We start from the raw sequence: 20,591 nt of genomic DNA, 5'->3' as shown, positions 1-20,591 counted from the left end.
GTCCCCGGCCGTCAACTCACCGGCTGCGTCAGGTCGTAGAACGTGGCGCTGCCGACGGTGACCTCGGTGAAGTTCTCCGTCACCCAGGAGGAGATCTGGGAGGAGATGCCGGAGGAGCCCCCGGGGCCGCCGCCCATGCCGCCTCCGCCTTCGCCGCCCGTGCCTCCGCCCATTCCGCCGCCCATTCCGCCGCCCGAGACGAAGTAGTGGATCTTTCCTTCCGCCACGTACTTCTTGAACTGGGCCAGCGTCGGTGACGGGTCGCTGCCGTTGAAGCCGCCGATCGCCATCACCGGTTCGCCGGTGGCGAGTTGGTAGCTGGCCGCGTTCTGCGCGCCGACGGCTGCGGCGACCCAGGTGTAGTCGTCCGCGCCCTTCGTCAGGAGTGCCTTCGCCTCGGCGTCGACGGTCGCGCCGTTGAGCAGGCCGCCCATGCCGCCTCCGCCGCCGCCACCCCTCATGCCTTCGCCGAAGCCGTTGCCGGTGCCGGTTCCGTTGCCGGTGCCGGTTCCGCCAGGCGCAGTGGGCATGCCGCCCGGCGCATTGCCCTGCTGATTCCCCTGGCCCTGGCCCTGACCCTGGCTCTGACCTTGACCTTGGCCCTGCCCGGGAGAGGTGCCCTGCCCCGGGAACTGTCCCTGCCCGGTCGGCTGTTGCATGCCCCCGCGCTGTCCGCCGTCACCGCCGCCGGGGCCACCGGGACCGCCCCGGCCACCGCCGCCTCCGGGCCCGCCCATGCCGAACCCGCCCGCGGAAGGACCGGCCGTCACGATCGACCCCTGGTGGCCGCTGTTCAAGGTGGAGACGGTGTACGCCGTCGGCCCCGCCAGCGACGCCGCGCAGCTCAGCGCCACCACGGCGAGGGCCAGGCCCCGCCCGCCGACTCGCCCGACGACCAGCAGCCCGAGCGCGCCCACGATCCCGCCCGCGAGCACCGCCCACCGCAGCCACGGCAGGTAGTCCGGGGTGCGGCCCAGCAGGACGTACGCCCAGAGCGCCGTCGCGAGGACCGTGCACGCGAGCACCGCACGCGGCCACCACGCGCTCCGCTCCTCCCACAGCACCGTGACGCCCATGGCGACGAGCGCCGCGATGTACGGGGCGAGGGCCACCGTGTAGTACTGGTGGAAGATCCCGGCCATGAAGCTGAACACCACGACGGTCATGATCAGCGCACCGCCCCAGGCGACGAACGCCGCCCGCGCGGAGTCGGTCCGGGCCGCCTTCCGGGTCAGCCAGAGACCGGCCACCAGCAGGATCAGCGCGGCGGGGAGCAGCCAGGCGATCTGGCCGCCCACCTCGGAGTTGAACATCCGCCCGATGCCGGTCTCGCCCCAGCCACCGCCGCCCCCGCCCCCGCGACCACCGCCGCCGACGCTGCCGGTCTCCTCGCCGTTGATCCGGCCGAGCCCGTTGTAGCCGAAGGTGAGCTCCAGGAAGGAGTTGTTCTGCGAGCCGCCGACGTACGGCCGCGAAGACGCTGGCATCAGCTCCACGATCGCGACCCACCAGCCACCTGCGACGACCATCGTCAGGGCGGACAGCGCGAGTTGGCCGAGCCGCTTCCGTACGGGAACGGGGGCGCACACCGCGTACAGCACGGCCAGCGGCGGCAGGATCAGGAACGCCTGGAGGGTCTTGGTCAGGAACGCGAACCCGACCGCCGCGCCCGCCCAGAGCAGCCACTTCGTCCGGCCCCGCTCCAGGGCCCGCAGCACGCACCACACGGTGACGGTCATCAGCAGGGCGAGCAGCGCGTCCGGGTTGTTGAAGCGGAACATCAGCGCGGCGACGGGCGTCAGCGCGAACACGCCGACCGCGATCAGCCCGGCGACCGGCCCGAAGCGACGGCGTACGGCGGAGTTCAGCACGGCCGCCGTGGCGAGCGCCATGAGAACCTGAGGGGCCAGGATCGCCCAGGAGTTGAGCCCGAACAGCCTCACCGACAGGGCCATCGGCCAGAGCGCGGCGGGCGGCTTGTCGACGGTGATGGCGTTCGCGGAGTCCAGCGAGCCGAAGAAGAGGGCCTTCCAGCTCTGGCTGCCCGCCTGGACGGCCGCGGAGTAGAAGGAGTTGGCGTAACCGGAGGCGCTGAGGTTGTAGAAGTACGCGAGCCCGACGGCCAGCAGCAGCCCGTACAGCGCCGGCCGCGCCCACCGAGGGCTCGGGCCGGAACCGCGATCGGGTTCCGGAGGCGGGGCGGAGGTGGTGATCGTGGTCGTGGCCGTGGTCATCGGAGATCCTCGGGTTCGGGGCAGGCGCGGGCCGGGAAGACCCAGGCGCGCAGGAGCAGGAAGCGCAGCACGGTGGCCGCGAGGTTGGCGGTGATCAGTACGGCCAGCTCCGTGGAGTGCGAGGGCGATCCGGAGGCCGCGCCGAGCGCCCCGAGCGAGCCGCTGGTCAGCGCGAGGCCGATCGCGAAGACGACCAGGCCCTGGGCCTGATGGCGGACGGCCCCGCCCCGGCCGCGTACGCCGAAGGTGAGCCTCCGGTTGGCGGCCGTGTTGGCGACGGCGGAGACGAGCAGCGCACCGCCGTTGGCGATCTGCGGGCCGACGCCGAGCCGGAAGAGGGAGTAGAGGGCCAGGTAGAAGAGGGTGGACAGGGCTCCGACGACACAGAACCCGACGAGCTGGCGGGCCAGTCCGCGCGGCACCCCGGTCAGCGCCCGGTCGCGCGGATCGTCCCCGAAGGGCCGGGCCAGCCGGTCCAGCGGCAGCGCGCCGACGGCCAGCGCCCGCCCCACCCGCCACACGCCTTTCAGGTCGTCGGTGGCCGTCCGCACGATGTGGACGGTCGAGTCGGGGTCGTCGACCCAGTCGACGGGCACCTCGTGGATGCGCAGCCCGGCCCGCTCGGCGAGGACCAGCAGTTCGGTGTCGAAGAACCAGCCGCTGTCCTCCACCATCGGCAGCAGCCGCTCGGCCACCTCGCGCCGGATCGCCTTGAACCCGCACTGGGCGTCGCTGAAACCGGCGGCGAGGGACGAGCGCAGGATCAGGTTGTAGGCGCGCGAGATGAACTCCCGCTTCGGCCCGCGCACCACCCGCGAACTCCGCGCCAGCCGCGAGCCGATGGCCAGGTCGGAGTGGCCGGAGATCAGCGGGGCGACCAGCGGGAGAAGGGCGTTGAGGTCGGTGGAGAGGTCGACGTCCATATAGGCGAGGACGGGGGCCTCGGAGGCCGACCACACGGTCCGCAGCGCCCGCCCGCGCCCCTTTTCCTCCAGCCGTACGCTCCGCACCCCGGGCAGCTCCGCGGCGAGCGAGGCGGCGACGGCGGGGGTGGCGTCGGTGCTGGCGTTGTCGGCGACGGTGATGCGGAAGGGGTACGGGAAGGTCCGCGCGAGATGGCCGTGGAGGCGCAGGACGCAGGTGCGGAGGTCCTTCTCCTCGTTGTAGACGGGGACGACGACATCGAGCACGGGGACGTCGGGCACGGCGGCCGTCTGCCGGGCCGGGAGGTGCTCCCGGACCGGCAGGAGGCCGTGCTCCGCGCCGTGCTCTGCGCCGTCCCCGCCACTGCGGCCGGTCGCGCCGGGGCCGCTCCGGAGGCTGCTGTCGGTGGTCATGCTCCGACATTCGCCAACCGCGCTGTCACACCGGTGTGGTGAGCCTGTCCCTGACCTGTGAGTCCGTACGGATCGCTGGTTCCTCAGCCGGCAGCTCGATCACGAACACCGTGCGCCCCGGCCCGGACTCCACCGCCACCCGCCCGCCGTGCGCCGCGACGACGGCCTGCACGATGGCGAGGCCGAGCCCGGTGGACCCGGTCGCCCCACCCGTACCGGCTCCGCGCGAGCGGGAGACGTCGCCCCGGGCGAACCGTTCGAAGACGTGCGGCAGCAGCTCCGCCGGGATACCGGGCCCGTCGTCCCGCACCGCCAGCGCGACCGGCCCTCCGGCGGACACGGCCGGCGTCACGGAGACGGTGACGGTGGTCCCCGGCGGGGTGTGCGTCCGGGCGTTGGCCAGCAGGTTGACCAGCACCTGCCGGAGCCGGTCGGGATCGGCGCGTACGGTCACGGGCTCGTCGGGCAGCTCAAGACGCCAGCGGTGCAGGGCATCCGCATCCGGCCGTCCCGCATCAGGGCCTCCCGCATCCGGCCCTCCCCTGTCCGGCCCTCCCCTGTCCGGCCCTCCCGCACCCGGCCCTCCTGTGTCCGCCACCCGGGCGTCACTCACCGCGTCCACGACCAGCGGCAGCAGATCGGTGGTGCTGTACGAGAGCGGCCGCCCGGCGTCCAGCCGGGCCAGCAGCAGCAGATCCTCCACCAGGCCCGTCATCCGGTCCGCCTCGGACTCGATCCGCCCGAGCGCGTGCCGGGTGACCGGATCCGGCTCCGGCGCTTCCCGCCCGCCGGTGGCGCGCCGGGTCAGCTCGGCGTAACCCCGGATCGAGGCCAGCGGGGTGCGCAGCTCATGGCTGGCGTCGGCGACGAACTGCCGGACCCGCGTCTCGCTCTCCTGCCGGGCCGCGAGCGCCGAACCGACGTGCCCCAGCATCCGGTTGAGCGCCGCGCCCACCTGCCCGACCTCGGTACGCGGGTCGGCCTCGGCTTCGGGTACGCGTTCGAGGGGGGCCACCTCGCCGCTGTGCAGGGGGAGTTCGGAGACCCGGGTGGCCGTGGCGGCGACCCGGCGCAACGGGCGCAGGGCGACCCCGACGAGGACGGTGCCCGCGATCGAGGCGGCGAGCAGCCCGGCGGCGGTGACACAGACCTCGACGACGATCAGGGTGGTCAGCGCGCCGCTCACCTCGGCGCTGGGGATGCCGACGAGGACGGTGTGACCGTCGGTGGTGGTCGCGGCCTCCACCCGGTAGCCGCCGAGCCCCGGCAGATCGACGCTCGTGGTGCCCTCACCGGTCTCCGGTGCGGCCTCCTCCAACGCCTGCCGCTGCTCCTCGGTCAGCGGCTTCGCGCTCTCCTGGGCGCGCAGCCCGCTGTCCTCGACGACCTTAGACACGCCGACGGACCCGTCGTCGCCGACGAGCGCCCCGAACGTGCCGAGCGGCTGCCCGCCGCCGCCGACGAAGCCGAGCGGACCGGTCTCGCGCAACGCGTCGGGCACCGGCGCGGGCCCGGGCGGCCGTTCGGCCCGCTCGGCGACGGAGTGCAGCTGGTCGTCGAGCTTGCCGTACATGTAGCTGTGGAAGGCGATGGCGGTGACGGACCCGATGACGGCGGCGACGACGGCGATCAGCGAGACGGCCGACACGACGAGCCGGGTCCGCAGCGTCCAGGGCCGGCGTGACACCTTCACGGCGGGGCCCCTACTCACCGGGCTTGATCAGATACCCCGCGCCGCGCCGGGTGTGGATCATCGGCGTGCGCCCGGCATCGATCTTCTTGCGGAGGTACGAGATGTAGAGCTCGACGACGTTGGCCTGGCCGCCGAAGTCGTAGTTCCAGACCCGGTCGAGGATCTGCGCCTTGCTGAGGACCCGGCGCGGATTACGCATCAGGAAGCGCAGCAGCTCGAACTCGGTGGCCGTCACATGGATCGCGTCCCCGCCCCGGCTCACCTCGTGGCTGTCCTCGTCCAGGACCAGGTCCCCGACGACGAGCGTGGACTCGCTCCGCCCGGCGGCGACGGCCGAGCCCGAGCGGCGGATGAGCCCGCGCAGCCGGGCCACGACCTCCTCCAGGCTGAACGGCTTGGTGACATAGTCGTCGCCGCCCGCGGTGAGCCCGGCGATCCGGTCCTCGACGGCGTCGCGGGCGGTCAGGAAGAGGACCGGCACATCGGCGTACTCGCGGCGCAGCCGGCCCAGCACGGACAGCCCGTCCATGTCCGGAAGCATCACGTCCAGGACCACCGCGTCGGGCCGGAAGTCCCGGGCGGCCCGGACCGCCCCGGCCCCGTCCCCGGCGCTGCGCACCTCCCACCCCTCGTACCGCAGGGCCATCGAGAGCAGCTCGGTGAGCGGAGCCTCGTCGTCCACGACCAGGACCCGCACGGGGGTACGGTCCGGCCTGAGCAGTTCGGTACGCCCCTGGGGCGAGGTCGTCATCGTCATGGGAACCACTCTGTGAGGCACCCGTGAGAGAAGCCTGACCCGTTTCTGTGAATTGCCTGAGAAAGCGGTCCGTGCGGGCTCATCACGTACGGGGCTCATCACGTACGGGTCTCGTCACGTACGGGTTTCGTCACCTACGGGTCTCATCACGTACGGGCGGGGAACAACGCGGCGGCGTTCCCGTGGCAGACCGCCCGCAACCACTCCTCGCCCAGCCCGAGCCGCTCCAGCGCCTCCAGCTGGTGGAGGTACGGGTACGGAATGTTCGGGAAGTCCGTGCCCAGCAGGATCCGGTCCCCGAGATCGGCGAGCCGCCCCCGCTCCGCCGCCGGAAACGGGCTGAACCCCTCGCTGAAGTCGGTGAACGCCATCGTCGTGTCGAGCCGGACCTCCGGGTACGCCTCCGCCAGCGCCAGGAACTCCGCGTACTCCGGCATCCCCATGTGCGCCACGATCAGCCGCAGCCGGGGGTGCCGCGCCAGCAGCCGCCCGACCGGTTCGGGCCCGGTGAACCGCCCCGGCGCCGGCCCCGACCCGCAGTGCATCACCACCGGAACCCCTGCCTCCGCGAGCAGCCCCCACGCAGGCTCCAGCAACGGATCATTGGCGTCGTACGCGCCCACCTGGAGGTGCGACTTGAACACCCGGGCCCCGCCCTCCACGGCCTCCTTCACATACGTCTCCACGCCCTCCTCCGGGAAGAGGGTCGCGGTGTGCAGGCAGTCGGGCGTCCGGGCGGCGAAGCCGGCGGCCCAGCCGTTCAGCCAGCGGGCCATGCCGGGCTTGTGCGGATAGAGCATGGCGGTGAAGCGCAGCACCCCGAAGGACCGCAGCACGGCCAGCCGCGCGTCCTCCTCGTACCGGTAGGTGATCGGCCATTCGAGCCCGGTGAGCGGCCCGGCGGAGTCGAAGTAGGCCCAGACCTTGCGCAGGACCTGCTCCGGCATGAAGTGGGTGTGCACGTCGATGATCCCGGGCAGCCCGAGCCGCTCCCAGAACCGCACCACGTCATCGCTTCCCGTTTCCATGCACAGGCCCTTCCGCCGGTCGTTCAGAACAACCCACCCTGCACACCGCCGCCGCCGATGTCGATGAGGGGGACACGGACATCGCTCTCGGTCACCGCCGTCAGCTGCCACCCGGTGATCAGCCGCGTATCCAGCACGACCACGCCCGCTCCTACGCCCGCACCGTCCACGGCGAGGTGCAGATCGGGCCCGGCCGCCGCGACGAGCCGCCCCGCGACGACACCACCGTCCACCAGCTCCCGCACCGACCGGCCGGGCGCGTCCGCACGGTCGAGCCCGAAGATCCCTGCCTGGTCGACGACTTCGAGGGGCAGCCGCTCCAACGACTCGGGCCAGCCGCGCCCTTCGAGCTCCGCCGCCCGCCCGTACAGCTCGGTCACCTCGGCGGCCCGCTCGTCCGCGTCGGGGAGGCGCCCGCGCTCGACACGCTTCCTGGCGTACGGGATCCGGTCGGGCACCCCGAGGGCCGCCCGCAGCACCTCCTCGGTCCGCCGGGCCGCCATGAGGGGCCCGCGCCCCAGCCAGCTGAAGACCACGGCCCCCTGCTCCCGCAGCCGGGCCGCGCCGCGCTCCTCGCCGGTGATGCCGACCTTGACCAGGCCGGGCCCGAACCACGCGAGGTACACGCGGTACGTCCGGGGGTCGTCCGCCATCGTGTCGGCGGCCACCGAATGCGCCCGGTCCAGCCGCGCACACTCGGCGCACCGCCCGCCGGTGGAGCGCCCGGGCACCACGGCCCCGAGCGGGCACACATGGCCCCGGGCCCCCACACAGTGCCGCTCCCCGAGAGCCCGGAACCCGAGCCCGGCCCCGTACGCGAGCACACTCACCCGCCGTTCACGGCCCCTGCTCCACCCCAGCTCGGGCACCTCCCCGGGCCACCGCACCCCGGCACACCGCCACCCACCACCGGACACCCGGACTCCGTTCCCCGTCATCGATCGCCGTCATCGATCACCGTCATCACCGTCATCGCCGTCATCGCCGTCATCGCCGTCATCGATCGCCGCTCAGGTATCGCGTGACCATGGCGACCAGCTCCGCCTCCAGCCTCTCCACCTGGCCGGGCCGCGGCGTGGCCATGAACTTGTGGGTGTTCAACTCCACCGTTCCCACGATGAGTTCTGCCGCCATGTCGAGATCCCCCACGCGGACATCCGGATGCCGGACGAGCACATCACGCACCTGAGCCACCCGCTCCCTGCCGTGCCGCTCCATCGCTTCGAGCAGCTCACCGGAGACCGGCGCTTCCTCGATCATGATGCGCAGCAGTTGCGGGTCGTCCCGATGGTGGTCGATCGCATCGCGCACCAGGGCGCGCACGGTCTCCTCCAGGGTGCCCGGGGACAGGTCCAGCGCCTGGGCTCCGGCCCAGGAACCACGGTCGATGTGCCGGACCAGCAGCTCCGCAAGGATCGAATCCTTGTTCGGGAAGTACTGATACAGCGAACCGATGGACATCCGGGCGTGTTCGGCGATGCGGTTGGTGGTGCCGGCGGCGTAGCCGTACTCGGCGAAAACGTGAGCAGCGGCGGCGAGGATGCGCTCCCGCGTCAGTTCGGCGCGCACCTGCCGAGGCTTGCGACGTGGGGCGAGACGGCGTTCGGAGGAGGACATCCGTTGATCCTTCCCGGGCGGCGAAAGCGAGTAGCCAAGAGGTGAGCTTTTACTCAGAATAGTGCCATGAACTGCGGAAACAAGAGAAGCCAAGCAGTAGGTGCACGGCCGTGATCCCCCGGGTGAGCCTTCCTCGGGAGCGGAAGATGATCACGCTGGAGGTCCGGCGGCGCGAGCTGCTCACCCCCGGCTCCGCCTGCGTCACCCTCGGCGGGCCCGGGGTGCGGGACCTCGTGGCGGGCGGTGGCGACCAGGCCGTCCGGCTCTTCTTCCCCCGGGAAGGGCAGAGCGGGCTGAGGATGCCGACCGCCTCGAACGAGGCATGGATGGTCCAGGTCATGCTGATGCCCAAGGCGGTCCGCCCATGGGTGCGGAACCTCACCGTCCGGCGGCTCCGGCCCGCGGAGCAGGAGATCGACATCGAGTTCGCCCTGCACGGCGACTCGGCCATGTCCTCGTGGGTGCGCCGGGTCCGGCCGGGCGACCCGGCCGGGATCTTCGACCTCGGGACCATGTACCGGCTGCCCGAACACGCCCGCGGCCGGCTGCTGGTGGCCGACGAGAGCGCGCTGCCGGCCGTCCTGTCGATCCTGGAGAACGATCAGGACCCGCCGCCCACCGAAGTCTTCGTGGAGGTGGCGACCGCGGCCGACGTCCGGTCCGTCGCCACGCGGGCCGGGGTACGCATCCACTGGCTCAGCCGGGACGACGCGAGCCTGCGGCCCGGAACGCGCGCGCTGGAGGCGGTCCGCGCCGCCGAACTGCCCGAAGGCCCCCTGTACGCCTGGGTGGCCGGCGAGTCCCGCCTGGCCACCGGCGTCCGGCGGCACCTGGTCGACGACCGCGCCGTACCCAAGCAGGACATCGCGTTCTACGGCTACTGGCGACAGGGCCGGTCCGCCCCCGGGTGATCCACCCCCGGTTGGTCAGCCCCCCGGGTGATCCACCCCCGGTTGGTCAGCCACCGGTTGGTCAGCCCCGGTTGATCCACCCCCGGCTGAAAGGACCCTCATGCAGCAGCACTCCCTCCGGCCGGACTCCTGGCACCGGCTCTCCTCCGTGGCCGAGGTCGAGGCGGTCGTCGGCCGCCCGGCCGCCCTGATCATGCGCAAGCAGATCGGCTTCCTCGACGCGGGCTGCCGCGAGGTCCTGGCCCACAGCCCGGTCGCGGCGTTCGGCTACCGGGGCACGGACGGCGCCGCCCGGACCACCTTCGTCGGCGGCGCCCCCGGGTTCGCCCGCGTCCACTCCCCGAAGCGGTTCTCCTTCGCCGTTCCCGGGCCGGCGCTCGCGCGCGGTCCGGTCTCGCTGTTCTTCCTGCTGCCCGGGGTGGGCGAGGTGCTGCGCGTCAACGGCACCGCGGCCGCCCTCAGAAGCGGGGAGACGGCCGTGGACATCACCGAGGCGTACGTGCACTGCGCGCAGGCCGTCATCCGCTCGGGCCTGTGGGAGCCGCCGCCCGACCGGCCCCGGGCGGCCGAACCGGTGCCGGGCGAGGGCCCGTTGACCGGACCCGGCGTGCGCGACTTCCTCACCGCCTCGCCCTTCCTGGCCCTCTCCACCTGGGACACGGACGGCGGCGGCGACACCAGCCCGCGCGGGGAGCGGGAGACGGTGGCGGGCATCCTGGACGGCCGCACCCTGGTCCTGGCCGACCGCAAGGGCAACAAGCGCGCCGACAGCCTGCACAACCTGCTGCGGGACGACCGGCTTTCGCTCGCCGCGCTCGTCCCCGGCCGCAGCGGCGTGCTGCACGTCCGTGGGTGGGGCGCGATCACCGATGACGCCGCGCTGCTGGAGACGATGGCGCTGCGCGGAGTGCCCCCGCACCTCGCCGTGCTCATCGACGTGGAGTACGCGGAGGTGTGCGGCAACGAGGCGGTGGCCGGTGCACGCCTCTGGACACCGGAAGGACGGGCCGGTCGCGGACGGACGGGTCACGGACGGACGGGTCACGGACAGACCGGTCGGGCTCAGGCGCCCGACATGATGGCCGTGGGAAGCGCCCACCTGGCCGCCGGCTCCGCAGACTCCACCGACTCCACCGGCTTCGGGCGCGCGTCGGCATGGCTGATCAAGCTGGTCACCGCCGTCACCGCCATCCCCGGCGTGAGCCGGCTGGTGCGGAAGGCCATCGACCGCGCCTACGTATCCGGACTGCGCAAGGAAGGCTACGCAGACGTCCGGGCCCCCGTCCCGGCGGACAGCGGCGAGGCGCCCCACAGCGACATGGTGGAAGGCCCGCTGCCGCCACTGCGTTCGGTGCGCATACGCGAGATACGCCAGGAGACGCCCACCACCCGAACACTGGTCCTGGAGGACGCGACCGGCGAGGCAAGGCCGTTCGACTTCCGCCCCGGGCAGTTCTTCACCCTGGTCATGGACGTGGAGGGCCACCAGGTCCGGCGCGCCTACTCGGCTTCCTCGGTGCCCGGCACGACCCGGCTGGAGGTCACGGTCAAGAAGGTGGAGCGTGGACGCTTCTCCACCCACGTCCACCACGGCCTGCGCCCCGGGGACCGTCTCGCGGTCCGCGGCCCCTCCGGCACCTTCCACGCCCAAGAGCAGGAGCAGGAGCAGGAGCCCGGACAGACGGTGCTCATCGCCGCAGGCAGTGGCATCACGCCCCTCATGAGCATGCTGCGCACCCGGCTGTCCGATCCCGCGACGACCGGCCGGATCGACCTGCTCTACAGCAGCCGCAGCCCCGAAGAGATCATCTTCGGCGACGAGTTGAGCCGTATGGAGAAGGACCATCCCGGCCGGCTGACCGTCACACACGTCCTCACCTGCCGTGACGGAAGGCTCGACGCCGAAAGCATCCACCGGTGGGTGAGTGGCCTCCCCCTCTCCGAGAGCGCGCACCACTACGTCTGCGGTCCCGAAGCACTCATGGACAGCGTCCGGGAAGTCCAGCGACGGCTCGGGGTGCCGGACGAGTTCACGCACCAGGAACGCTTCACCACCGGCACCGACGCGCCCACCGGCGCCGCTGCGCCCCAGGAGATGCGCGTCGAGAACGGCGGGGGCCTCGTCGGAACCGCCGTGGTCGAACCCGGCCAGACCCTGCTCGACGCCGGTCTCGCCGCAGGGCTGCCCCTGCCGTACTCCTGCACGGTCGGCACCTGCGGCTCCTGCGTGCTGCGCCTGCGCGACGGCGAGGTCACGCAACCCGAACACACCTGCCTCACCCCCGAGCAGAAGGCCGAGGGCCAAGTGCTGGCCTGCGTCAGCTGCCCGCTGTCCGGGGTGACCCTCGACCTCGCCGGTCCGACGGCCTCCGACGGGCGACGGGAGTGCTGAGAGGTACGTCTGTCTAAGATGCGAACCATGGCGCTGACCGGGAACCAGATGGACCTGTTCGAGGCTTCCATGCCCCGGCTGAAGGCCATCGCCTACCGTCTCCTCGGCTCCGCGAGCGATGCCGAGGACGCCGTACAGGACACCTTCCTGCGCTGGCAGGCCGCCGACATCGACCGCATTCAGGTGCCCGAGGCGTGGCTGACGAAGGTCCTCACCAACCTCTGCCTCAACCAGCTGACCTCGGCGCGCGCCCGGCGCGAGACCTATGTCGGCCAGTGGCTGCCCGAGCCGCTGCTCGCCGGGGACCCGATGCTCGGCCCCGCCGACACCGTCGAACAGCGCGAATCGGTCTCGTACGCCGTCCTCGCCCTCATGGAGCGGCTGTCGCCCAACGAGCGGGTGGTGTACGTGCTGCGGGAGGCGTTCGCGTACCCGCACGGGAAGATCGCCGAGATCCTCGACACCACGGAGTCCGCGAGCCAGCAGCTGTTCCACCGCGCCAAGAAGCACATCGCCGAGGGCCGGACCCGTACCGAGATCGACGAGGCCGCCGCCCGGCGGATCGTCGAGGAGTTCCTCACGGCCGCCACCAGCGGCCGGACCGAACCTCTCGTGCAGCTGCTCACCGCGGACGCCGTCGCGATCGGCGACGGCGGCGGGAAGGTGCCGGCCCGTGCGAAGGCGTTCGAGGGGGCCGTGGCCGTCGCGAAGTTCATGCGGAGCCTGTTCACCCCCAACCAGGCCGCCCGCCGGCTCCTCGGCGGCACCGCGGAGATCCACGTCTCGTCCGCCAACGGGCTGCCCGCCCTGGTGGTCCTCGTCGACGGCCGGGTCATCGGGGTGGTCTGCCTGGAGTTCACCCCGGACGGCATCGCCGCGTTCCGCAGCCAGGTCAACCCCGACAAGCTCGAACGCGCGACACGGCAGTGGGCGGCCACGGACCACGGGACCCCTCTCCTCACCATCGACCAGCACATGTGACTCACATCACACACTCCACCTGTCAGCAATCGGCGGCCTGCCCGGTTCAAGGGGCGAAACCGCGCGAGACAGGAGTGCAGGGACATGCAGAACATGCGGCAGAACATCCAGCAGCACCGCGTCATCGTCATCGGAGCCGGATACACCGGAGCGACTGCCGCCGGGCGCCTCGCCAGGCGGCTGCGCAGCGAGGACGTCTCCATCACCCTCGTCGACGCCGAACCGGACTTCGTCGAACGCGTCCGGATGCACCAGCTGGCGGCGGGCCAGGACCTCCGCCCCCGGCCCTACCGCGAGATGTTCGCCGGCACGGGCGTCCGACTGCGCCTCGCCAAGGTCACGGGCGTCGACGTCGACCGCAGGACGGTGTCCGTCACCGCCCCGGACGGAGCGGGCGAGCCGGAGGACCTGGAGTACGACACCCTCGTGTACGCCCTCGGCAGCGCGTGGAACACCCACGCCGTGCCGGGCGCAGCCGAGCACGCCCATGACATCGCCGGCCGGCCCGGAGCCCTGCGACTGCGCGAGCGCCTGGCCGCCCTCGGCCCCGGCGAACCCGTGGTCGTCGTCGGCGGCGGCCTCACCGGCGTGGAGGCCGCGACGGAGATCGCCGAGACCCGCCCGGACCTCGACGTGGCCCTGATCGCCCGGGGCGCACTGGGCGACTGGCTCTCCCCCAAGGGCGCCCGGCACCTGCGGAAGGTCTTCACCGGCCTGAAGATCACCGTGCACGAACACACCGCCGCCACCGCCGTGGAGGCCGACCGCGTCACCACCGCCGAGGGCGACGTCCCGGCCGCGGTCACCATCTGGACGACGGGCTTCTCGGTCCACCCCATCGCCCGGGCCACGACCCTGGAAACCGGCGACACGGGCCAGATCGTGGTCGACGCCACCATGCGCTCGGCCTCCCACCCGGACGTGTACGCCATCGGCGACGCGGCCCTGGTCGCGGGCCCCGGCGACAAGCCGCTGCGCATGTCGTGCGCCTCGGGCGTCCCCACCGCCTGGCAGGCCGCCGACGCCATCGCGGCCCGCCTCACCGGCGGCAAGCTCCCGACCATCTCGGCCCGCTACTTCAACCAGTGCATCTCCCTCGGCCGCAAGGAGGGCCTGATCCAGTACGTCACCGCCGACGACCGAGCCGTCAGCGCAGCCCTCACCGGCCGCCTGGCCGCCTTCTACAAGGAACTGGTCTGCAAGGGCGCGGCCTGGGGCGTCGCGAACCCGACCCTGGGCCTGCCGGCCCGCCGCCGCAGGACCACGAGCGAGCCGGCCCTGGCGAGCACTACGGCAGCCGCTGCCGCCGAAGCGGCTTGAGGTTCCGGTCCAGGATCGCCCTGAGGCGCTCCACGCCCTCAGGGCCCTGGGCGCCCCGCTTCGGCAGCACCGCGACACCGGCCGAGCGTTCACCGCCGAGCAGTACGAAGAGACGGGCGGTCTCCAGATACTCCCGGTGCACCGCCCACTCGACAGTGAAGGACACCCGCTCGCCGGTACTGACCGCGCCGCGCTCATCAGCCACCATGCGGCACTCCCCGTACGGCTCCACGATGCTGAACATCCGGCGGGCCTGGGTGCGCAGAGACCGCAGGGTGCCCCAGGAGACGACGGCCGCGAGGACCACCAGGGCGACGACCAGCACCGGCGCCGACATACCGACGACCAGACCGAACCCGGCGAGAGCACCGACAGACACCACCGGCCCCGTCAGCGCCTGCACCCGCCCCGCCCCCGTCCGCAACGCGCGCGCACGAAGCGCCTCTTCGAAGTCCGCAACGGTCGGCCGGTAGACGAACACCGCGTCCGCTCCCGTGCCGGTGCCGATGTCCGTGCCCACGTCGGACACGAAGGCTTCCCCACCCTTGCTATCCATGAGCGCGGATCCTAACGAGAGCCGCATGGCGACCGGCTCACCACCCGCACGGGGAATTCGCGAGAGGTCACGCGGCATCTCACCCAGGGTCTCCGGCCGAGGAGAGCCGATGCCCCAACAGCTCTAAACGTAGGACCGGATGGCCACCGTGACATCCATGTCGAAGGCGTTCGCCCCCGCGGCGGACGGCAGGCCCAGGGCTCGGTCGAGCACACGCCCCAGGGGGCCACAGCCACTGGTGCGCGGCGCGGAGAACTCCGCGTCCCGGGCACCGAAGGCGAGGACCAGCGGGTCGCCGGATATCACCCGGGTGGGCACGGTGTCCTTGAGCACCAGGTGGACCGCGTCCTCATCGCTGCCCACCGAGCATCCCGCCAACGGCCGGCCCACCAGCCCGTGCGCCGAGCCCAGGGCGAACGTGATGTCGAACTCGCCGCGCCGGGTGTCGTCGGACAGGAAGTCCGAATACCCGCCGTACTGCGGAGTCAGGATCAGCGGGGTGCCTCCCACCCGGATCGGCGCGGCGGTCATCTCCCCGAAGACCTGGCGGAACTCACCGTCCACACGGCCTTCCGCGAAGGTGATCTTCATGGGCTCGGTGAGCAGCTCGTCGACGGCACCCATGCGCAGATGCCCCGTGGCGTGCATGACCTCGCAGCGCCAGGTCCCGGGGTCCGCCCCCGCGGGCAGCTCATCGGCGGCCGGGCAGGCGGAGAAGTCGAACGCGGGCAGATCCACCGCCCGTTCGGCTCCATGCGCCGGCACGGCGCCCAGGGCGAGTCCGGCAAGCAGGGCCCCCGCAGCAGCACATGCGAAGCGGCGGACCGCGCGATTCAAGGTCACTCGATTCGGCGTCATGCACTCAGTATTGCAGAGGTTTCTCTGCAGAGGAAGATCTGCAGAGAATTCGCTGCCACCTGGCTAGACTGCCGCCATGACGGAAGAGCGGAGAACGGAAGCCGTGGAGCGCCACACGGTCGAGAGCCCCGAGGTGCTGAAGGCCCTCTCGCACCCCCTGCGCCTGCGCATCCTGCGCCACCTCGGCACAGCGGGCCCGGCCACCTCGACCACGCTGGCCACCGCCCTCGGCGAGAACACCGGGACGCTCAGCTACCACCTGCGCATGCTGGAGCGCAGCGGCCTCATCGAGGACATCCCCGAGCGCTCAACCGGGCGGGAGCGCTGGTGGCGCGGAGTACGCGGGCTCGACATCCGCAGACCGCCGCAGGGTGAACTGACGGAGGCCGAGCGCGCCATGTCGGCCGAGCTGGACCGGATGAGGATGGAGGAGGACGTCGAGCTCGCCCGCCAGTTCACCGCCGGACAAGCGGACTCGGAAGGCTGGATGCGAGGCTCCCGCAGCCTCGCCCACCTCACGAAGGACGAGCTGGACGCGTTCCACGACGACTACCTGACCCTGCTCGCCCGCTACGCCCGCGGCCCCGAGGACGCCCCCGCCGACGCACGCCCGGTACTCCTCCGCTGGTTCGGCCTCCCCGCCGACTGACCGTCAGCCGCTCAGCACCCGAGCGGCACGGGCAACGCGAGAGGCCCCCAGGATTTCTCCTGGAGGCCTCTCGCCTGATGTGCACTCGGCAGGATTCGAACCTGCAACCTTCTGATCCGTAGCTCTAGCCGGATCGGTCAGTGACGGCCAAAGCGGCATCTACTCGACCCCAGAGAGGCGATGGCGGCTGGGGGCAGTTGCTGTGGTTGCGGTAAGCCGCTGCTGTACATCCGCTGCAATCTTCCCCTCAGCCCGCTTCGGTCGGTTACTGCTCCCTCAGTACCGGCCCGTTGGGATGGGGACAGCCCGCTCGAGCCGGCCGGGCGGGGCTCAGCGGTCAAGCATTGTGGTGGGCCCCTGACCTGGCTTTACCCAAGCTTCTGTTCGATCTCGTCATCTGAGAGCGGCTCATACTTCGAGTCGACCCTCTCGCGATACGCTTCGAGCAGATTGAAATTATCGCGGGTCCAGATTTCATGAGTCCGCTTAACGTTAAGCGACCTCTTGTGCCGGTACTCGTCACGCCCCTTGAGATCTTTCTTAGAGGGGGCCACCGCTTTCCCTCCAATGTATGCGGTCAAGTCGCCTTGGATTGACCCCAAGATCTCAACCTCCCAGTATTTACGGGGTCCCATGCGCAGATTGCGATGCACGGCTATCTTCGGAACGAGCAGAAGGGGACGCCTTTCGCTATCTCCATCGATTTTCACGTGCGGAAGATTGATTGCCTCCTTGGACCAAGATCCAGATTCTGCGTCCCACACCTGAAACTCTGAATCGCTTGCCAAAGAATTAAGAGACGGATGCAGCTCCATTTGAGCTCTGGTGAATTTAGCCAGATCTTGAAAAATTAGTCGCGTTGTCAGATCGGAGACGCGATCATCGGCAATTTTGGGAACGAACAGTGGAATGTCTTCAAGTCGCTTTAGGATCGGAACCCTCAAAGTACACAGAGGGTTACTTTGCAGGGAATCCCAGATGGTATCCCCGAGCTCTTCGCTTGCCCCGGACCCACTGAAACCCACGGCCGACATACCCAGCCGCGTCTCCCAGGGCTCATGGAACTGCCAGAGCATTTCTCTGGCACTCCTATTCTTAGACACCGAAGAAGACAGCATACGCTCCAGGAATTTATCGAAGAATTCACAGATCGAAGCATATGCCTCACCTGCCCAAGCATCACCAGTCTTCGCCCAGAAACGGATCGCCGAGGGGTCTACGTACAGCCTGTTGTCCCGGTCCACATGCACATCAACGAAATCAACCGGAGCACCGATGCTGAAGTGTTCTGTCACACGCACGTTTCCCCCTATGGAGCGCCGCGTCAGGGAGGACGAGGGACTCAACTCGCCCCAAGATCCCCTGTTTGCGCTGTTATCTCCACGTCGCACCTCGCTTAAACACGAATTTTCTGAAGTCTCGTGAACCGCACTAGCTAGGGACGAAGCACCCAAGATCATCCGCCTGGATCTGTGCCCGTTTTATCCGCAAGTTTCCGATCGGGCATGACTCTCACCCACCACTCGCCCCGGCTCCCATCCCGTCCGCCTTCGACCCACACACCGTGGAGCGGTCGTGGTTCAGGGCGTCAAGGTGGAGCACGCCACTGTACGAACGACCTTGACGCCCTGGGCCGCGACCGCTCGGCTCTGCCTGGGTCTAAGGCGGTCGGGATAGGAGCCCCACGACGCTCGCCCCGCTCCGGCCGACACTCGCGAACGGCGCCCCTCCCATCCCGGAGTCTGAGCGCCCCGCCGGAGGCATCCTCTTGAATGAGGTAAAGAAACCTGTAACAACTGGCTCAACGCTCACGCGTTGAGCCAGACGCCACGCTCAGAGGCTCACTCGATCACCTCAAAGCCCACGGCAGGACTCGCTCTACGCATGGTGCTACATCTCCCAACTCCAGTCGGCACCACGCCGGTCGAGCGAAGGACGCCAACGCAGCGCAAGTCTCCGACAAATGTCTTGTTATATACATAACCCGTGTGCGTCAGCATGACGCGAACTCGCCCGGAATCCCGGTGCCCGTCTCCGCAACTCTGCGATGCTGAACGCCGATCGAGAGAGGCTTCGGCGATGCGGTGGAAGATCCACGGGGAACGGCCGATCTACGAGAACACCTGGGTGAACCTGTGGCTCACCGACGTCGAGACGCCTGACGGGAACCGCTGGGAGCACCACGTCGTCAAGCTCCGGCACCTGGCCGTGGCCGCCGTCGTCAACGAGCGGCGTGAGGTGCTGATGATGTGGCGGCATCGCTTCATCACGGACGCCTGGGCGTGGGAGCTGCCCATGGGGCTGGTCGAGGAGGGCGAGAGCCCGGCGGAAGCGGCGGCCCGTGAGGTGCTGGAGGAGACCGGCTGGCGGCCCGGCCCGGTCAAGACCCTGATCTACGCCGAGCCGGCCAACGGCATCACCGACTCCCAGCACCACATCTTCCGCGCCGACGCGGCGACGTACGAGGGCCCGCCGACCGAGAAGAACGAGTCGGACCGGATCGAGTGGATCCCGCTGGCCGACGTGCGCGGCATGATCGACCGGCGCGAGATCGTCAGCAGCGGCTCCCTCGTCGGGCTGCTCTACGTCCTCATGGACGAGGCGATCCGCTGACCTGGCGGGGCAGCACTTCATGGAGCCGGGGCTCGAACGTCGCCGTGGCGGGTTGCCGGCGGTCGTGCGCCCTCTCAGACCCGACACCGGCTGACACGGTTGCTGTACTTCGCTGCTGTACGGGCAACGCCAGAGGCCCCCAGGATTTCTCCTGGGGGCCTCTGGCCTGATGTGCACTCGGCAGGATTCGAACCTGCAACCTTCTGATCCGTAGTCAGATGCTCTATCCGTTAAGCTACGAGTGCTTGGCGTTCCGGGCTTTTTCTTCCCGGTCGGCGTTGCGAGAACAACATTACATGACCTGCGCCGTGACGCGAAATCCATTAGCCCCACCGCTGCTGAGCTGCGGAAACAGTGTCTTGCGGCCCGTCTCGGGCGAGCCTCCGAACCAGCCCCGGCGCGCCCTCCGTGCCCGGGCGTGTCCCGGAACGGCCGAAGCCCCGTGCCAGGGGCACGGGGCTTCGGGGTGGAGCGGAGGCGGAGGGATTTGAACCCTCGATGGGCTTTAAGACCCAAACCGCATTAGCAGTGCGGCGCCATAGACCGGACTAGGCGACGCCTCCTCCACACACCTCGCGCGGACGCGAGTGGTGCGTGCAGATGATGACACAGTCGAGCGTCGTGTCACCAATCGCCGCCAACGTTACTAGGCCCTCGGGGGCCAGGGCAAAGCAGTTCGGCGTGGTGGCGCAACGTCCGGGCGTGGTGCGCGTTAGAGAGGGGTGGGGGCCCCGGGTCTCCGTCCGGCGGCGGCTCCGTCAGTCCTCGTCGCCGGTCGTCAGTCGTCGTTGCCCGTCAGTCGTCCGTCAGCCGTGGTGCCGGGGCGGGTCCGTGATCGTCCGTGACCGCCGCCCGTGGCCGACCGTGCTGCAGAGATCCTGGAGCTTCCGCATGCTGCGCCGTCTCGCCCTCACCGCCGTCGTCTCGCTCGCCGCGCTCGCCACCGCCGTGCCGGTGTCCGTCGCCACCGCCTCCGGGCCCGCGTCCTCCGGTCCGGTGCCCTCCGCCGTGCCCACCACCGGGCCGTTCGCCGCCGCCCGGCCCGCCCTCGGGCCGCTGCCCATGCCCCTCCCGCTGCCCGGGTTCCTGGACGGCGGGAACGGCGAGGAGGGCGGGGAGGGGACCGGGGGCGGTGACGTACGTACGCGGCTCACCGTGAGCGTCGAGAACACCGGGGTCGCCGGGGCCGACGGCACCTTCGAGCTGGAGTGCGGGCCCACCGGGGGCAGCCACCCGCGGGGGCAGGCCGCCTGTGACCGGCTGGCGGAGGCCGGCGCCACCCGGGCCGGGCGGCAGGAGCTGTTCCGGGAGACCCCCGAGGGCACGATGTGCACGATGATCCACGGCGGCGACGCCACCGCGCGCATCGTCGGCACCTGGGAGGGCCGGGCCGTGGACACCACCGCCAGCCGCCGCGACGGCTGCGAGATCGCCCGCTGGAACAGCCTCGTGCCGGTGCTCCCGGATGTTCGATAGTCCGTCGGTCAGGACGTAAAGGCGTTCGCTCCGGCGAACGGCCACGGGGCTTTTCCGGTGGCCGGGTCGGAGCGTCGCGCCGCGCGTCCGCGCACGTCACAGGGTGCGCGGACGCTCACGTCACGGGCTCGCGGCGTACACCGCACGCACAGAACCTTGGTGAGAGCTC

The 20,591-nt window shown here is 70.7% G+C and carries 17 protein-coding genes and 2 tRNA genes; 7 read left to right on the top strand and 12 right to left on the bottom strand.

Annotated features, from left to right (window positions below; all coding sequences use genetic code 11):
• Window positions 1-11: 11 nt before the first annotated feature.
• The 7 genes from ACSMXR_RS18655 to ACSMXR_RS18625 form a co-directional block, all read right to left on the bottom strand.
• Window positions 12-2,234 (bottom strand): glycosyltransferase family 39 protein, encoded by a 2,223-nt coding sequence (locus ACSMXR_RS18655; protein ID WP_473169454.1) that lies wholly within the window; start codon window positions 2,232-2,234, stop codon window positions 12-14.
• Window positions 2,231-3,571 carry a bifunctional glycosyltransferase family 2/GtrA family protein gene (locus ACSMXR_RS18650; RefSeq protein WP_473169453.1) on the bottom strand — a complete coding sequence of 447 codons (1,341 nt, stop codon included), beginning with the start codon at window positions 3,569-3,571 and terminating at the stop codon, window positions 2,231-2,233. Before ACSMXR_RS18650 ends, ACSMXR_RS18655 begins: the two co-directional genes overlap by 4 nt.
• Before the next feature lie 25 nt (window positions 3,572-3,596).
• Complete coding sequence (locus ACSMXR_RS18645) at window positions 3,597-5,264, bottom strand: sensor histidine kinase (RefSeq protein WP_473169452.1); 1,668 nt, start codon at window positions 5,262-5,264, stop codon at window positions 3,597-3,599.
• A gap of 10 nt (window positions 5,265-5,274) precedes the next feature.
• Complete coding sequence (locus ACSMXR_RS18640) at window positions 5,275-6,021, bottom strand: response regulator transcription factor (protein WP_086778419.1); 747 nt, start codon at window positions 6,019-6,021, stop codon at window positions 5,275-5,277.
• 146 nt (window positions 6,022-6,167) lie between these two features.
• Window positions 6,168-7,049: an amidohydrolase family protein gene (locus ACSMXR_RS18635; protein ID WP_381907392.1), complete on the bottom strand. Its 882-nt coding sequence runs from the start codon at window positions 7,047-7,049 to the stop codon at window positions 6,168-6,170.
• Between the two features lie 23 nt (window positions 7,050-7,072).
• Window positions 7,073-7,987, bottom strand: a complete 915-nt coding sequence (locus ACSMXR_RS18630) for a DUF2797 domain-containing protein (RefSeq protein ID WP_473169451.1) — start codon at window positions 7,985-7,987, stop codon at window positions 7,073-7,075.
• 58 nt (window positions 7,988-8,045) lie between these two features.
• The gene (locus tag ACSMXR_RS18625; protein ID WP_137229584.1) at window positions 8,046-8,666 is read right to left on the bottom strand and encodes a TetR/AcrR family transcriptional regulator; all 621 of its coding nucleotides are present in this window, start codon (window positions 8,664-8,666) and stop codon (window positions 8,046-8,048) included.
• Window positions 8,667-8,812: 146 nt separating this feature from the next.
• On the opposite strand from ACSMXR_RS18625, the gene ACSMXR_RS18620 reads away from it, so the two are divergent.
• The 4 genes from ACSMXR_RS18620 (at window position 8,813) to ACSMXR_RS18605 (ending at window position 14,270) form a co-directional block, all read left to right on the top strand.
• Window positions 8,813-9,577: a siderophore-interacting protein gene (locus ACSMXR_RS18620; protein WP_137229582.1), complete on the top strand. Its 765-nt coding sequence runs from the start codon at window positions 8,813-8,815 to the stop codon at window positions 9,575-9,577.
• A gap of 100 nt (window positions 9,578-9,677) precedes the next feature.
• The gene (locus ACSMXR_RS18615) at window positions 9,678-11,969 is read left to right on the top strand and encodes a 2Fe-2S iron-sulfur cluster-binding protein (protein WP_473169450.1); all 2,292 of its coding nucleotides are present in this window, start codon (window positions 9,678-9,680) and stop codon (window positions 11,967-11,969) included.
• Between the two features lie 27 nt (window positions 11,970-11,996).
• A complete protein-coding gene (gene sigJ, locus ACSMXR_RS18610; RefSeq protein ID WP_364886091.1) occupies window positions 11,997-12,950 on the top strand; it encodes an RNA polymerase sigma factor SigJ in 954 nt (317 codons plus the stop codon).
• Window positions 12,951-13,043: 93 nt separating this feature from the next.
• Entirely contained in the window at window positions 13,044-14,270 is a 1,227-nt protein-coding gene (locus ACSMXR_RS18605; protein WP_381792218.1) for an NAD(P)/FAD-dependent oxidoreductase, read from the top strand.
• Here the strand turns inward: ACSMXR_RS18605 and ACSMXR_RS18600 are convergent.
• Window positions 14,239-14,826, bottom strand: a complete 588-nt coding sequence (locus ACSMXR_RS18600; RefSeq protein ID WP_473169449.1) for a hypothetical protein — start codon at window positions 14,824-14,826, stop codon at window positions 14,239-14,241. The two genes, ACSMXR_RS18605 and ACSMXR_RS18600, sit on opposite strands and share 32 nt — an antisense overlap.
• Before the next feature lie 123 nt (window positions 14,827-14,949).
• Window positions 14,950-15,564, bottom strand: a complete 615-nt coding sequence (locus ACSMXR_RS18595) for a hypothetical protein (protein WP_473169448.1) — start codon at window positions 15,562-15,564, stop codon at window positions 14,950-14,952.
• A 196-nt stretch (window positions 15,565-15,760) separates the two neighbouring features.
• Between ACSMXR_RS18595 and ACSMXR_RS18590 the strand changes: the two genes are divergently transcribed.
• Window positions 15,761-16,333 (top strand): ArsR/SmtB family transcription factor, encoded by a 573-nt coding sequence (locus ACSMXR_RS18590; RefSeq protein WP_381791643.1) that lies wholly within the window; start codon window positions 15,761-15,763, stop codon window positions 16,331-16,333.
• 368 nt (window positions 16,334-16,701) lie between these two features.
• On the opposite strand, the gene ACSMXR_RS18585 is transcribed toward ACSMXR_RS18590, so the two are convergent.
• The gene (locus tag ACSMXR_RS18585) at window positions 16,702-17,628 is read right to left on the bottom strand and encodes a hypothetical protein (RefSeq protein ID WP_473169447.1); all 927 of its coding nucleotides are present in this window, start codon (window positions 17,626-17,628) and stop codon (window positions 16,702-16,704) included.
• 784 nt (window positions 17,629-18,412) lie between these two features.
• Here ACSMXR_RS18585 and ACSMXR_RS18580 point away from each other — a divergent pair.
• Window positions 18,413-18,946, top strand: a complete 534-nt coding sequence (locus tag ACSMXR_RS18580; protein WP_381791649.1) for an NUDIX hydrolase — start codon at window positions 18,413-18,415, stop codon at window positions 18,944-18,946.
• A 172-nt stretch (window positions 18,947-19,118) separates the two neighbouring features.
• On the opposite strand, the gene ACSMXR_RS18575 is transcribed toward ACSMXR_RS18580, so the two are convergent.
• Window positions 19,119-19,191: transfer RNA gene (locus tag ACSMXR_RS18575), tRNA-Arg, on the bottom strand.
• Between the two features lie 227 nt (window positions 19,192-19,418).
• Window positions 19,419-19,509: transfer RNA gene (locus ACSMXR_RS18570), tRNA-Ser, on the bottom strand.
• 328 nt (window positions 19,510-19,837) lie between these two features.
• On the opposite strand from ACSMXR_RS18570, the gene ACSMXR_RS18565 reads away from it, so the two are divergent.
• Window positions 19,838-20,422: an SSI family serine proteinase inhibitor gene (locus tag ACSMXR_RS18565; RefSeq protein ID WP_137229557.1), complete on the top strand. Its 585-nt coding sequence runs from the start codon at window positions 19,838-19,840 to the stop codon at window positions 20,420-20,422.
• Window positions 20,423-20,591: the final 169 nt, after the last annotated feature.

The sequence above is a fragment of the Streptomyces sp. DSM 106670 genome (assembly GCF_055792845.1).
Note: the sequence above shows the minus strand (reverse complement) of the source record. Positions and strands in the feature narration are given on the sequence as shown.